General features: G+C 40.6%; 9 protein-coding genes. All 9 read right to left on the bottom strand.

Annotated features, from left to right (window positions below; all coding sequences use genetic code 11):
- Positions 1-128: 128 nt before the first annotated feature.
- Entirely contained in the window at positions 129-1,922 is a 1,794-nt protein-coding gene (locus DC498_RS00485; RefSeq protein WP_165813704.1) for a DUF4139 domain-containing protein, read from the bottom strand.
- Between the two features lie 102 nt (positions 1,923-2,024).
- Positions 2,025-2,921, bottom strand: a complete 897-nt coding sequence (locus tag DC498_RS00480) for a sugar phosphate isomerase/epimerase family protein (protein ID WP_116872161.1) — start codon at positions 2,919-2,921, stop codon at positions 2,025-2,027.
- Positions 2,922-2,925: 4 nt separating this feature from the next.
- Positions 2,926-4,230 carry a Gfo/Idh/MocA family protein gene (locus tag DC498_RS00475; RefSeq protein ID WP_116872160.1) on the bottom strand — a complete coding sequence of 435 codons (1,305 nt, stop codon included), beginning with the start codon at positions 4,228-4,230 and terminating at the stop codon, positions 2,926-2,928.
- Between the two features lie 112 nt (positions 4,231-4,342).
- Positions 4,343-6,067, bottom strand: a complete 1,725-nt coding sequence (locus tag DC498_RS00470) for a tetratricopeptide repeat protein (RefSeq protein WP_116872159.1) — start codon at positions 6,065-6,067, stop codon at positions 4,343-4,345.
- A gap of 103 nt (positions 6,068-6,170) precedes the next feature.
- A complete protein-coding gene (locus tag DC498_RS00465; protein WP_165813703.1) occupies positions 6,171-7,493 on the bottom strand; it encodes a TolC family protein in 1,323 nt (440 codons plus the stop codon).
- A gap of 5 nt (positions 7,494-7,498) precedes the next feature.
- Positions 7,499-10,588, bottom strand: coding sequence for an efflux RND transporter permease subunit (locus DC498_RS00460; protein WP_116872157.1), 3,090 nt, complete (start codon positions 10,586-10,588; stop codon positions 7,499-7,501).
- Entirely contained in the window at positions 10,588-11,637 is a 1,050-nt protein-coding gene (locus tag DC498_RS00455; protein WP_116872156.1) for an efflux RND transporter periplasmic adaptor subunit, read from the bottom strand. The genes DC498_RS00460 and DC498_RS00455 overlap by 1 nt, the downstream gene beginning before the upstream one ends.
- 324 nt (positions 11,638-11,961) lie before the next feature.
- A complete protein-coding gene (locus tag DC498_RS00450) occupies positions 11,962-14,376 on the bottom strand; it encodes an ABC transporter permease (protein WP_116872155.1) in 2,415 nt (804 codons plus the stop codon).
- 30 nt (positions 14,377-14,406) lie between these two features.
- Entirely contained in the window at positions 14,407-15,438 is a 1,032-nt protein-coding gene (locus DC498_RS00445) for a DUF4097 family beta strand repeat-containing protein (protein WP_116872554.1), read from the bottom strand.
- Positions 15,439-15,527: the final 89 nt, after the last annotated feature.

Raw genomic sequence — 15,527 nt, 5'->3', positions numbered from 1 at the left:
GGCAGAATTGTAAAAGATGCAGTTGTTTTTCCTGCTCCGTTGCAGCCCGCAATAATGTAAAGGTTTTTGTCAATCACATTGCGAATGTATTAAATATTTGCGGGCCGCTGAACTCCTGTGGTGCAGGTTTAATTCAGATTAACCTGCCTGTCTTTCGCGTATTTAACACTGTATCCAAAGCGTATTTTCCTGGTTTCTCCAGGCGCAAGTTTAAGTTGCCAGCTTAATACACCGGTTTCTTTGTTTACTGAAGCGCCGCTATCTTCTGTGAGTGCTGCTTCTATATCTTTATTGGTAGATAAAGGGTACTGATCTTTCAGGGTAATCTCCACCGCGTCTTTCTTATTGTTCTTAACGGTAATTTCATAAGTAATCTTTTGAAGCTTATTACTGCCCAAAAATTTTACGCTGCTATAGTCTGCCAGCTTTTCCTTTTTTACTACAACCCGTTTATCTCTGCCAAGTGTTAGGTTTAATGTATCAAGCGTAGCATTGGGATCAATAAAAGATTTGCCTACATACGTGCCTTCAAAAATAATATTAGCGTCGCCGGGTACAAGGTTTAACTTTTCCCACTCCGCAATATCTGCCAGCAGGTAAGCATCTTTATCAAGCCTGGGAACAGCATAGAATTTATAATTGGCATCAACAGCATATTCTTTCAGTACTGCTGTTTGCGCTTTACCATTAGTAGGTACATCAAAAGGAATATCTATGTCGAAAGTCACATTCAACTCATTATCGCTTACGGTTACATAGTCTCCCAGGCCTTCTTTTAAAGTAATTATTACAGCTCCTCCGGAAGCTCTTGATCCATATAAGGAAGTTGCGGCATCAGCCTTCAAAACTTCCATCTTTTTAATGGCTATTGTATTGATTTTTGAAAATTCCTGTTTTGTCATCTCTGCACCGTTTACAATATATACCGGCGCTTTTTCTTCCAATGTTCTGTCTGTGTTGCTGTTTGTGCCATAACCAACCACCACCACTTCATCTAAATTGCTCATACTATTTATACCACGGATCTTTACACCCGCAGCTTTTCCTGCGAGTGATTGCTCTAAAATAGTTACCGGGTTAATATAGGCAAGAAACCATGTATTCAATACCGGCGCGTTACCCCACTGGTTGGGTATGGAAGTTGAAAGTGAAAGTTTTACCTTTTTCCAGTCAATACCTGTTGTCTGGCTGATTTTTGATTTGTACACTACTTTTAACGGGCTTTTAATATCGTCTATACGGATATCGTAATAGGGAGTCCAATACGCGTTGGGAGTGATATAAGATACCACGAAATCATATTTGCCACTAACGGCTACGGATAGTTGTAAACTTATCCTTCCTTCATTTTTGGTATTCTTCTTTTCTTCTTCAGCTACCTGGTTGTTTATTTTGATGAGAAGGTCCCTCCGTTTTTTTTGCTTTTCCTGCTGCTGCTTCAGTTCTTCCTGCAGTTCATTTGATTTGCTTTTATAATAATCCATCAATTTCATTAATTCAGCTACGCTCAATCCTGTTTGAGCGCCTTTAATATCCTTATTGGTTTTTAGTACGTCAAGAAGTTCGTTAATCGTAGTTACCTGTACCTTTATTTTTTCAATTTCATCAGTTATGTGTTCCGCTGAATCTTTCAATTGCCGGATCCTTTGATTGTCGGCTGGTGCTACCATATAATTATTGGAAAATTCAACGCCCATCAGCGTAACAGCCGCAGTGCAATTGACCTGTATGCTGTTAATATCTATGGTATTGCTGATACCCTCAATGATAAGTTCGGTTGAACCCTGTGTTAGCTGGGCGCTGGCATTGTGCAGCATTTCTGCCCCATTCCGGTAAACGGTAACTGTTTTAAGAGATGAGGAAATTTTAAGCGGTTCTTCAGTTGCAACAGCAAAACCGGCAATTAAAAGAAAGGCTGCCAAGCAGCTTGTTTTTGTATACATAAAAAGGCTTTCCACACCAGATGCGGAAAGCCTTTGAATTACATAAACTGCTGATAGCCCATAGCTGACAGCCCCCAGCCCCTAATCAAATATCTTATTCATCCTGTCAATAACCACTTTTAATCTATCCTTGCCGCCGCCGGGTACTTCGGCAGAAGCCCAGCCATTATACCCGATTTTTTGCAGCGCATCAATAATCACCGGCCAATTATTATCTCCTTCCATTAATTCCACATCAAATCCTTTCCATAATCCTTCTTCGTTCATCTTTTTCCGGCTATATTCTTTTACATCAAGCTTCATGATGCGCTTGTTCAAAATTTCTATCCACTGCTCCGGCCAGCCGTATCTCAAAATATTACCTATATCAAAATACCAGCCAACAAGCGGGTGGTTTATCTCGTCAACATATCTTGCTGCTTCAAGCGGGCTGATCAAAAAATTATTCCATACATTTTCAATGGCTATTTTAATTCCTGTTTTTTCGGCATGAGGGATCAGCTTTCTGATCTGCTCCTGCGTGTGCTTATAGGCATCTGCATAACTTATCTTATCATTCACCACACCCGCAACCAGCAGTACTGTTGTGCCGCCATACATTTTACAATCGTTCAATGACTGAATAACGGTATTAAAACATTTGTCTCGTACGGCAGGATCCGGAGAGGAGAGGGGTGATTTCCAGTGTTCGGAGTTAACCACACCCGGTATCAGTAATCCTGTTCTATCTCTTGCGGCTAAAATTTCTTTATGATCATAATTATGAGGTGAGCTGAATTCCACACCATCATAACCCAACTCTTTCAGCATTTTAAATTTGTCCATAATGGACATTTCGCCCTTGACCATTTCAATCTTCAAACTTTTTTTAATTTTTGGTTTGAAGGAGTTTCCCTGATGCAATGCTGTTGCCGGAAAACCAATAGTGGCGCCTGCAGCAATAAGACTGCTGTTTTTGATAAATGTTCTTCTTTGCATAAGGTTATTTAAATGGAGTGATGCCGGGTTTAGCTACTTCTGTTACAGGAATGGCAAGATCAAATGTATAGCCGTCAGTAGATGGTCCTAGTATTTCTTTGCTGTTCATTGCTTCATCCCATGTTATTTTTTTGCCGGTATAAGCTACCATTCTTCCCATTATGGCAATCATGGAGCTTAATGCTACATCTTCTCCCTGGCTAATGGTATTACCCTTACGTATAGCCGCAAACAGTTCGTTGTGTTCTGTCTGGTACATATCATTATTCTGGCCATTGTAAGTCCATTGTTTTTTGCCTGTGTCTATCCGGTGAATATTAGCCGCACAATCAACCAGGGCTCTGCCTTTTGTTCCCCATGATTCTACCGCATAACTTCTCTCGCATCCCTCCTGCTGGCGCGACATATGAAAGCCTTTGGCTCCATTGGCAAATTCATATGTTATTGCAAAGTGATCAAAAATATTACCGTTCTTTTCACCTATTCTTACCTGTCTTCCCCCTGTGCCTACTGCACTTATGGGTAACTGGTTACCAAAAGCCCAACTCATCATATCTATACTGTGTACAGCCTGTTCTACTATATGATCGCCAGACAGCCAGTTGAACAGTGGCCAGTTGCGTAACTGCCACTCAGCATTATCTAACCTGGGAGCTTCAAATTGATATGTGCGGTATGTATCTCCGGTGTTATACGTATTGTATACAGTCAGTACATCGCCGATTGCTCCATCATTAATTTTTCCGAATGCGGCTCTTTTGGGCTCATGAAAACGCCAGCAAAAACCGGAAACAATACTTATATTTTTGGCTTTGGCTTTTTTGGCGGCTTCCAGTACTCTTTTTATTCCCGCGGCATCAACTGCTACAGGCTTTTCACAAAAAATATGTTTACCTGCTTCAACAGCAGCTTCAAGATGCAAAGGGCGAAACGCAGGCGTAGTGGCAAGTATCACTACATCAACACCAGAATCCAGCACTTTTTTATAGGCATCAAAACCAATGTACTGATGCTCGGGGCTTACATTAGCTTTATCGCCATGTATTTCTTTAAGATTGGTTAAAGATTTTTGCATCCTGTCCGGAAAAAGGTCAGCCATTGCATGAAGCACAACATTCGGGTCGGCATTTAATGCCTGGTTTGCAGCGCCGGATCCCCTGCCTCCACAGCCAATTAAACCTACTTTTAAAGTATCGGCATTTATATTTTTTGAAATAGCTTTTGCCTGGATAATGTTAAATGGCAGGGCACTGGCGGTTACTGCCATTCCCGAAAGTTTAAGAAAAGTTCTTCTCTTCTGATTGCTCATGGCTTACAATTATTTTTAGGTGAAACGCAATATAAAATTTTATTCGGGAATATGCGTCCTGTATCTGGACCTTATAGATTAAACAGAAGAAGTATTAACACATGGCGCTATATTAATATACTGATGCTGCGGGAACGGCATCAGCATGTGCAAACGATTGAGTATATCCCTGTTTTGCAGAAAATAGTTCTGTTGTTTTTTGCTGTTGTTGTAAAGATTGGTAAAGCCCGAGCCGCGACCATCCATTGCCAGGATTGCGCCTGATATCGTCCCTGTAAATTTTTTCTGCTTTAGCCGGTTGCTGTATTTGCAATAACAATGCACCAAGATACTGCCGGGCAGGAAGCATCCATATTTTAGGTTCAGTATACAATAAACCATCTTCTGCCTTTATCGCCAGCTCTAATGCTTTTATTGCCGCCGGGTATTTTTTTTGTTCAGAAAATATTGCTGCTGCCAGAATATGTTCAGCAATTGAGGCACATTCAAAAGGACTGCTCATATATGGAGTGAATGGAATACGAAGTATGGTATCATTTTTTTCATGCTTTAGCTGTTCAAGGCATTTAACAGCATCAGGAATATTTTTTGATCTTGCGTAAGCCATTCCTCTTGCAAAATCCCTGATAATTTTTGCATAGGTCCAATCATTGGCAATATATGTACTGTCACTCAGGATGTTTTGCCATTTTCCTGATCGTACCATTGGAAAATACGGGAACATATAAAGGTATTGCTGGTAGGTATTTCGTGCATCAGGATTTACATGGCTGCGGCACTCCATTGCTTTTTCCATTGCTATGGTATACATTCCGCCACTCAGCGCACAATAAGCGCTTACCGCATCATAATGGGGAACATGTACAGATTGAATTAATCCCTTTGTAAGATTACTATATTGTACAACACTGCTGTCAGCTTTTTGATTTACATCCACTCCTTCCATATAATACCCGCTTCGTTCATATTCATGGCTTGCCATATGAACCATATGTGCAACTGACGGGAATAGTTTTTTTAGTGAATCAGCATTTTGCAATGCCACGCCGGGCTGATGTGAAGCTTCTGTAAGATGAATGAAATAATGCAGTGCAGCGGGATGATGCGGATCGTCATTCATTATGTTCCTGGTATATTGAATAAGTTCCATAGTCCAGGGTTTAGGTTCGCCGTTATTGTACCAAAAATCCCATGGATGGATCAGCATCATTGCATCGGTATATAAAGCTTTTATATCATTATCATCGTTGTAGCGGCTGATCAATTGTTTTAATGCGGCAGCATAAGCAATATTATGTGCTTTTCTATCTTTATCATCAATGTCAGATTTATCGTAGCGCCTGTTCATCGCGGCTACCAGGTCTTTTTCCCTGGCTGAAGCCGTTGAAACATATTTATTCATGAGGCTGATAATGCCGAAAATGTTTTTATCCATTATATACTGGTGACCAAAATTGTAAGGTGGCCCTTTGGCCAAAGCCTGTCCCCAGTAAGCCATGGCGCAACTGCTGTCAAACCTGGCTGCCTCTTTAAAGGAAGCCATAGCTTCACGCGGATGATAGCTGTAATACATTGTCAGCCCCTGGTCAAAATATACCTGGGCACTGTCGCTGTTGGTAGTTATTGTATAAAAATGATTTCCCCAACCCGGAAGAAGCGTGATGTATTTGCCATTTTCGTCAGGGAGTATCACATTGTAGTTTGCAGGTCCGCAACTTATACCCGGTATATCTGATTGAACAGTTGCAATAATATAATGGTTATCGAAATATCTTTTTTGTACGATTACTGTGAAAACCAGGGCAACAGGTAAAAAAATGAATAACCATTTTTTCATAGCGCTGTTTTTCTTAAATATAGTTTTTTTAGAGGAGATTTTCTATGGAAATGAGCAGTCTCCTGTTTAGGCTAGTTTATGGCAGTCCTTTGCTATATCTTTTTTATTTTACCAATTCACCTTTAAGCCGTAATAGTTCTGTTTCAGAAAGCTTGGTATTGTAGCGTGCGGCAATCAGGCGGTCATAAGCATCTTCAAGGCTTTTTTGCGCTTCGCGTAATTCGAGAAAGGTAGATACCCCGAGCTTAAAACGTTCGAGTGCGATGGAAACATTTTCTTTGGCGAGTTGAATGTTTTCTTCTTCCAGCTTTAATAAACTTACCTGGTATTGATAATTGTAAAAGCCTGCTTTAACCAGCACATCAACTGCGTTTTTTTGTTGTTTTAATGCTATTTCCTGGTAGGTAACATCCAGTTGTGCCTGTTTGATGTTGCGGTTAACATTCATGTAATTAAGTATAGGCACAGAAGCTGTAAAACCAAAATTAAAACCTTTGTTACTGCTGAAAATAGCAGCATAAGGGTTTATGTTATTGTAGTTATTGTTTTGCGTGAAATTGTATGCGGATCCAAAAGAAATAATAGGCCAGCGTGTAGCCTTTACTTCTTTAAGCATTATCCTGGAAATATCAACGTTTTTAAGTGCCAGTAAAATTGCCGGGCTGGTAGATTGAATATTATTCTGGATGTTTTCAATGGTCATATCGTCTTTTATGGGAATACTATCCGAAACTTCAAACGACTCAGGTAATTGCATACCTGTTAATTGATTGAGTTGCTCTTTCGATTGCGCCATAATTGATTGTTGTTGCAGCCGTGTCGCTTTTTGAGCATTAAGGTCAACTTTGGCCTGCAATAATTCCGGCTTGGTGCCTAAGCCCACTGATAATTTTCTGTCTGCTAATTTTACTCTTTCTTCGTTAATAGACATTTGCTCATCAATAGCCTTTAATTGTTGTTTTTGGCGAACGATGATATAATAAGCGTTAATAACAGCAGCCGTTGAATTTATTACCTGGTTTTTTAAGTTGATCTGACCGAGGGCGAATAGCTCATTGATCCTGTCTCTGGTGGCAAACATTTTTAACCCGTCAAATAAAACAAGGTTTAAATTAATTGCAGCACTAAGATTTCTGGCTCTGATGCCTTTGCCTTCTACCTCAGGTCTTCCATCAAATTCCTGTTTCTGTGCAGATGTAGTTTGCGTTCTCCCGAGCGTACCGTTCACTGTCGGCAAAAAGCCTCCGAAAATATATTTCTTGTCTATAGCGGCAGCCGCAGAATCATTTTCTGCCAGTAAAATATCATAATTGTTTTTTAAGGTAGCCGCAATTGCTTCTTCCAGTGTGATCATTTGCTGCGACCTTGCAACACCTGTGCAAAAAACAAAAACTATAATAAAGCTGAAAATTCTTTTTCCACTCATAAAGGTCATGCTCTTTTTTCTTCCGTGAAATATTCGTCAATATGGCTTTCATGTTTTCTTGCAGAAAGAAAACTATACATGGCCGGAATTACAAACAATGTTAGTACCAGCGAAAAAATAATACCACCCACAATTACAATACCCAAAGGTATACGGCTGGTTGATGCTGCGCCGATAGACATCGCAATTGGTAAAGCACCCAGGGCCATGGCAAGGCTTGTCATTAAAATTGGGCGTAACCTCGCTACTGCCGCTTCCACAACCGCCTGCCCTTTTGATAATCCGGCAATTTGTTTCTGATTGGCAAATTCCACTATCAGGATACCATTTTTTGTTACAAGGCCGATCAGCATGATCATACCTATCTGTGAAAATATATTAAGTGTTTGGCCAAATATCCATAATGATAATACAGCCCCGGCAATAGCAAGGGGAACGGTAAACATAATGATGAAAGGATCAATAAAACTTTCAAATTGCGCGGCAAGCACCAAAAATATCAGCAGCAATGCAAGCACAAAAGCGAACATCGTATTACCAGAGCTTTCTGCAAAATCTCTTGAAGAACCTGATAGGGAGGTGGCAAAAGTATCATCAAGCATTTTATCAGCAATACCCTGCATTGCCTGTATACCTTCTCCCAATGTTCTGCCTTCTGCAAGTCCTGCGGAAATAGTAGCCGATTTATAGCGGTTAAAATGATATATAGTTGGAGGTGTAGTACTTTCCTCTATAGATACAAGATTGTCGAGCGAAATACTTTCATTGCGGCTGTTGCGCACATATATATTGCGGAGATCGGTTGGGTTATTCCTGTCGTCGCGTGGCACCTGGCCGATTACCTGGTATTGCTTTCCATCTTTTGTAAAATAGCCAAGCCTCCTGTTACTATATGCTAATTGCAAAGCCTCAGAAACTGCATCAATACTTACGCCAAGTGCACTGGCTTTTATGCGGTCAACCGTTACCGATAGTTCGGGTTTATTAAATTTCAGATCAATATCCACGCCCTGGAACACAGGGTTTTTATTAGCCTCTTCCAAAAATTTGGGCAACATTTCCGTGAGCTTGTCAAAATTGTTATTTTGTATCACAAACTGCACAGGCAAACCTCCTCTGCGATTAACCGAAATAGTTTGCTCCTGTATGGCAAAAGCCCTTCCTTCAGAAAATTTAGGCAGATTTCTGTTCACCATATCAACGATCTGTTGTTGCGATTTTGTGCGCTGATTGGGATCAACCAGCATCACGCGAACAAAACCTGTATTTACGGAACCTGCACCCGAAAAGCCCGGAGCCGTTACTGTAAGCGCAGATTTCAACCCCTGCACAGAATCCATTACAAACCCGGTGAGCTTATCTATAAATTGATCTGTATACTCAAAAGAAGAACCTTCCGGCATAGTAACCTGCAGCCTGAACTGGTTTCTGTCTTCCATCGGAGCAAGCTCAGATTTAAGATCTTTGCCTATGCCCCAGATTATACCACCGCAAATTGCAATAACAACAAGCGCCAGCCATTTAAATTTCATAAAAGTTGCGAGCAAACGGTGGTAGCCGTTTTCCATTCCCCTGAAAAATGGTTCTGTTTTACGGTAAAACCATCCATGTTTGTGAACGGTTTTGGTCATTTTTACATTCAGCACCGGTGTAATAGTAAGCGATACAAAAGCTGAAACCAATACTGCGCCTGCTACTACTATACCAAACTCACGGAAAAGCCTTCCCACAAAGCCCTGTAAAAAGATGATGGGTAAAAATATTACTGCCAGGGTGATAGAAGTGGCGATTACCGCGAAGTATATTTCTTTTGAGCCTTGAAGCGCTGCCTGCCATTTGTTCATGCCCTGTTCCATCTTTTTATAGATGTTTTCCGTTACTACTATACCGTCATCCACCACAAGCCCTGTAGCAAGTACAATACCTAACAGGCTAAGTACATTTATCGTAAACCCTGACAGGTACATTATGAAAAAAGCGGCAATCAGCGAAACCGGGATATCTATTAATGGACGTATTGCTATAATCCAGTCGCGGAAGAACAGATAAATGATGAGTATAACCAGTACAACGGCAATGATCAGGGTTTCTTCTACCTCAGTAATTGAACGCTTGATAAATACGGTTTGATCCAGCGCTATATCCAGTTTGATATCATCGGGGATTTCTTTTTTGAGTTGCTCAAACCGTTTGTAAAATTCATCTGCAATGGCAACATAATTAGACCCGGGTTGAGGTATCAGGGCCAGCGCAATCATCGGCACTCCATTCAGCTTTAATACGGTTTCTTCATTCTCGGGGCCGAGCACCGCTTCGCCAACGTCTTTTAAACGTACTATGCTGGTACCGGTGCTTCTTATAATAATATTATTAAATTCTTCTTCTGTTGTAAGTCTGCCAAAAGTTCGTACGGTGAGTTCAGTATTGTCTCCGGCTATTTTACCTGAGGGTAATTCTATGTTTTCCCTGTTGAGTGCCGTTTGTACATCGTTGAATGTAAGCCCGTATGAATTTAGTTTGGATGGGTCAAACCATATACGCATCGCGTATTTCTTTTCTCCCCATATTTGTAAGCCACTTACCCCTGGTATAGTCTGTAACCTTTCCTGCAGCACATTTGTGGCATATTCTGTTATCTGCAACTGGTTCCGGGTATTGCTTTGAACCGTCATGGAAATAATGGCATCTGAGCTGGCATCAGCTTTAGTAACCACGGGGGGCGCATCAAGATCTTTTGGCAAATTTCGTTGTGCCTGAGATGCTTTGTCGCGAACATCATTGGCCGCAGTTTCAAGATCAACACCCAAATCAAATTCTACGGTAATATTGCTGGTGCCCTGGCTGCTTGAAGAGGTAAGGTTCTTAATACCTGGTACGCCATTGATAGATTTCTCCAGCGGCTCGGTTATCTGCGATTCAATAATATCAGCATTGGCGCCCGCATAGCTGGTGCGCACATTAATGATGGGAGGATCAATGGCAGGATAGTCTCTTACCCCCAGGAATGTAAAACCTATTATTCCAAACACTACAATTAAAATGCTTGAAACGGTAGCCAGTACCGGCCTTCTCAAACTCAATTCCGAAATATTCATTATTTTACTTTACTGAGTTGTACCTGGGAATTTGGTTTAACAGCCATTAATCCGCTGATAAGCACGGTATCCCCTAAACTAACGCCAGTGAGCACCTGCACATAAGCTGAATCCCTGATACCGGTGGTTACCTGCACAAAACTGGGCGCTCCTCCTTTGTATACTATTACCTGCTTGCCCCGCGAAAGAGGTATTACCGCCTGGGTAGGAATGATGATCGCATTGTCATTTTTATCCAGATCAAGGTCAACCTTTGCAAAAGCGCCAGGCACCAGAGCCGCATCATTGCCTTTTACTATTCCTTTTACTGTAAGGCTTCTTGTATTTGCGTCAATAAAATATTCTGTTGCAAGTACAGTGGATGAAAATTTTTTTTCAACGCCATCAATGCTAAACGATATTTGCTTGCCGGGCTTAAAAAGATTACTGTATTTTTCAGGAACGGTAAATTCCAGTTTCAGTTGATTTACCTGGCGTATGGTAGCGATAATATCAGTAGGTGAAACATAGGCTCCCAGGCTCACGTTCCTTAAACCTATTCTTCCATCATAAGGAGCTCTTATTTCAGTTTTACCGATGTTGACCTTTACCAATTGTATATCAGCTTTATTATTGTTTACCTGCAACTGGCTCAGGTCTACCTCCTGCTGGCTGATACCCTGAATTTTCAATAACTCATTATAACGTTCAAGCGTTTTTTCATTAATGGCTAACTGCACTTCCAGTTTTTTTAACTGCGCCTGCAGGTCATCATCAAAAAGTTTAACAAGTAAGGTACCCCTTCTTACAAAACTGCCTTCCTGGAAATTAATGCTTACAACACGTCCTGATATTTCCGGACGGATATCAGTTCCTTCTGCAGGTGCAAGGGAACCTGCCACCTGTATATCTTCACTGATAGGGCGTGCTTTTACAACATATGCATCGGCTTGTACAGGGCGATTTCTGGATGGGGCGGGTTGGGTTGTTGCGGGCTTCTCTTCTTTTTTTTGAGAGCAGGCAAACAAACAGGCAATACTAATAAGTAATGGTAAATATAACTTTCTCATCAACTGCGAAACTAATACAATTTGCAGATGAAAAGCCTGTTTAAATGGGTTTAGTGTAGGTTAATTAATGTTAAAGCCTCACCCTCCTTCCCCCTCTCCGTGCAACGGAGAGGGAGCGGTGCAGCAGAATAATCCCAAATTTTTTGTTCTTCCACATCATCTACAAAATATATCCGGGCAAATGTTTCCCAATTTGCACATTTTCATATGCTCATATTTCCACACTCTCCAAACATTCTCAGCCTCCCCACCTCGCATTCCATCAGCATGCTCTGAACTTAGGCACCCCTCTCCACTCCGTGGAGAGGGGTCGGGGGTGAGGGACTACTCCGTCCGAAGTGCCTTCACCGGGTTAGCCTGAGCGGTTTTTAAACATTGCATTATAATAAATGTAAACGCCCCGCCAAATACAAACAGCATTACAAACAAATAGGTGTCTATATGCTGTGGCATACGATATGCGAAATTCTGCAGCCAGTAATTGGTAGCATAATACGCCAGTGGCCATGCTATAATATTTGCAATTAATATGAGCCATGCGTAATCTTTAAGAAAAAGCGTTATTATATTTTTGACCGAAGCACCGAGAACCTTTCGTACAGCTATCTCTTTATTTCTCTTAACTAGCGTAAAGGCCACAACGCCAAAAATGCCCATAAATACAATGATGAGGTTAAGTACGGTTGCTGTTTGTGTTGCTTTTTTTAACTGCAATTCAGATTGATACAGCTTCTGAAATTTTTCGTCCATAAAAAAATATTCGAAAGGGGCGCCGGGAGACAATGCTGCCCATTTTTCTTTTATGTCGTCAATTGTTTTATGTATATCAGAGGAGTTGAGCTTAATAGTAAGAAAACGATACGACAGCATATCTTTTGTATGCATAAAAGCCAGCGGGTCAATTTTTTCATGAAGGCTTGAGTAGTTAAAATCCTTTACCACACCTGCTACGGTGAATATGGCATTGTTAAATGAAAGAACTTTTACCTGCTGCCCCGGCGCTTTTAATATATCAATTCCCAGTGCTTTGGCGGCAGATTCGTTCAATACAATTTGTGCAGGTATATGCCCATTCTTGCCATCGTTAAAAAAATTTCCGGATAAAAGCTGCAATCCGAATGTTTTAGCATAATGTTCGTCAGCCGAAGTTGTGGCTATAAAATACGGCTGACCTGAAGATGCGCCAACCGGCATCATGCCTATTGTATTTGGTGGTTTTCTATCAGGTATTTCAAATGCAATACTCGCATCATGCACACCTTTCAAAGTAAGTAATCCATTTCTTATGGTTTCCATTTTAGCTACGCCTGCAGAATCCCATTGCTTTGGAAAAGCAGTGGCTACCAGCAACTGCTCTTTATTATATCCCAGGTCTTTTTTGAAAAAATAAGTAACCTGGTCAGATACATTTAACGCACTGATGAATATTACAATAGCCAGTGTGAACTGAACAATAAGCAAGGCTTTGCGTAAAGTAAGTCCACCCTTTGCAGCGTCTATCTTGCCTTTAACTGCATTTATGGTATCAGCAGCGCTAAGAACAAATGCAGGATATATGCCGGCAATAAAGCCTACGATAATAACCAGTGTTGTTAACAATAATATTCTGTAATTGTCAAATTTCCATACCGGCGATAAAGGTGTATTTAGCATGGATGAAAAATATGGGCGCAACAATTCATATAATATGAAAGAGAATAAAGCGGACAGGAAAGTAAGTAATAATGATTCTGTGAGATGTTGTATGATCAGTTGCTTTCTCTCCCCGCCAAATACTTTCCTCAGCCCTATCTCCTTAATGCGGTATGAAGAGGTGCCGATATTAATATTAATGAAGTTGATCACTGCCATCGCTATAATAAATATTACCACCAGTGATAGTGTGAATATCATTTTCTGAACCGCGCCATTATTTGATTTTATGTAATAATCTTTTACAGCAGCGAGTTCTACCGTGAGAGTTTTATTAATGTCTGCAGAAGCATATTTGGCAAGCACTTGTTTTATTGGCTCAGTAAGATCTTTTGGCTGCACGCCTTTTTGTAATTCAATCGCGCCTATTTCGTATATCTGCGCCCAATTATCTGCCGGATCACCGCCGGGATAATACCGGTTTCCAACGGTTGGCACGAAAACACTATATTCATCACCCAGAATATCAAGTACTGAATTATAGGGCTTATTTTTTAAGACTGCGGAAACAGTATAAACCTGCTTTTCATTATTAACGCCCTGTACGCTGAGTATTTGTCCAACAGCATCTTTCCGTCCAAAGAGTTTCAGTGCAAAGGATTCTGTAATTATAGCCGAACTGTTATTGGTGAAAGGCTGCTGTGGATTGCCATATAATAATGCCAATCCATACATGTTCACGAAACTGGTATCACCAATAGCTATATTTTCTTTAAAGTAATTATCTCCTGCTGAAACCACATTGGTAACCGGGTTATACCTGTAATAATCAGCAACAAGGCCGGGATATTCCTTTCGCAGCGTTTGCGCTAATGGTCCCAATGTAGTAATATCCAACCCCATCTCTTTTACCTTCCAGTTGCTCTTAATAATATATTGCTGCTCAACATTGCGGATATCAATATTTACCTGCTTTTCATGAAGGATATATTCACCAATAAGCATGGCGAATGTAATGCCTATGCCCAGGCATAAAATATTAATGATGGAAAACAGCTTGTGTTTTGTAAGATGTCTTACCGCAATTTTGAAATAATTCTTTAGCATAAATGAGACTGGATATTATCTTGGAAAATATTATTTCAGGTAAAGAGATATTCTTCCGCTACCGGCGCTTACATTTACCGGTATCCCACCTCCGTTTAATGTGCCTACCATTTTATCACTATCCTGTTTTCCGCTGAAATTATTTATCCTGTCTGTTGAAATTTTATTACCGTGCAAATCAAGATCAACACCTTTATCACCGGGCATATTTAAAGTAATATTGCCACCTGAATTTTCTATCTTGGCATATTTGCCAAACGCTTTTATTTCTACATTGATATTACCGCCGCTGGTGGCTGTTTCAAAGCTGCACGACAATTGTTTAAGATCAATGCTGCCGCCGGAAGTTTTCGCAAGTAAATCCCCCTGTATATTATCACCGTTCAGTGAGCCGCCGCTTGTTCCGATATTTATTTTTCCATCAAGATTTTGAAACCGTACTGATCCTCCTGAAGTATGGAGTGTAAGTGTACCTTTTGAATCTGCGGCCGTAATGCTTCCGCCACTGGTTGACATATCTATATTTCCTTCGGCATTTTTCAGTGAAATACTTCCACCCGATGTTTTTCCGTATATATTTCCGCTTACGGTACTTACCTGCAGGCTGCCGCCACTTGTAGCAAAATCCTGTGTGCCTGTAACATTTTCTATAGCAATGCTTCCTCCGCTTGTAGAAAGTTTGCTGTCAATTTTATTGCCGGTATAAATTTTAAAGGATATACTTAATCCTTTTTTCCAGTTGGTGATCTTGTTTTTTTGTTTTGCCACAGCAACCAGTTCATTATTTTTTATATCAATGTCAAGCGTATAATTTTCATTAAGCCTTTGCTGAAGTTCTTCTTTACTGAGCTTATCATTGCTATTGCCGGCATGTACATATACTTCAATTCTTGGATCAGAACTATTACCTGTTAGGCTGATAGAGCCGCCTGAAGTTTCAGCGCGTACATTTTTCAATGCCTGGTTACCAAGAGATTTTGTAATAAAAGGCTCTTTACCAGATTGTGCGTTTACGCCAAGGGAGGCTATAGCTAGTGCTAACAACAAGTGTATTTTTTTCATATTTATATTTATTAAAGTGTTTGACTTAAAGCTTTCCTCTTCCTTTCCGTAGAAATAGAGAAGTATTACATAATAAACCCAGTCTATAT

Origin of the sequence: Terrimonas sp., from assembly GCF_003075435.1 — a bacterium.
Taxonomy (GTDB): Bacteria; Bacteroidota; Bacteroidia; order Chitinophagales; family Chitinophagaceae; genus Agriterribacter.
Note: the sequence above shows the minus strand (reverse complement) of the source record. Positions and strands in the feature narration are given on the sequence as shown.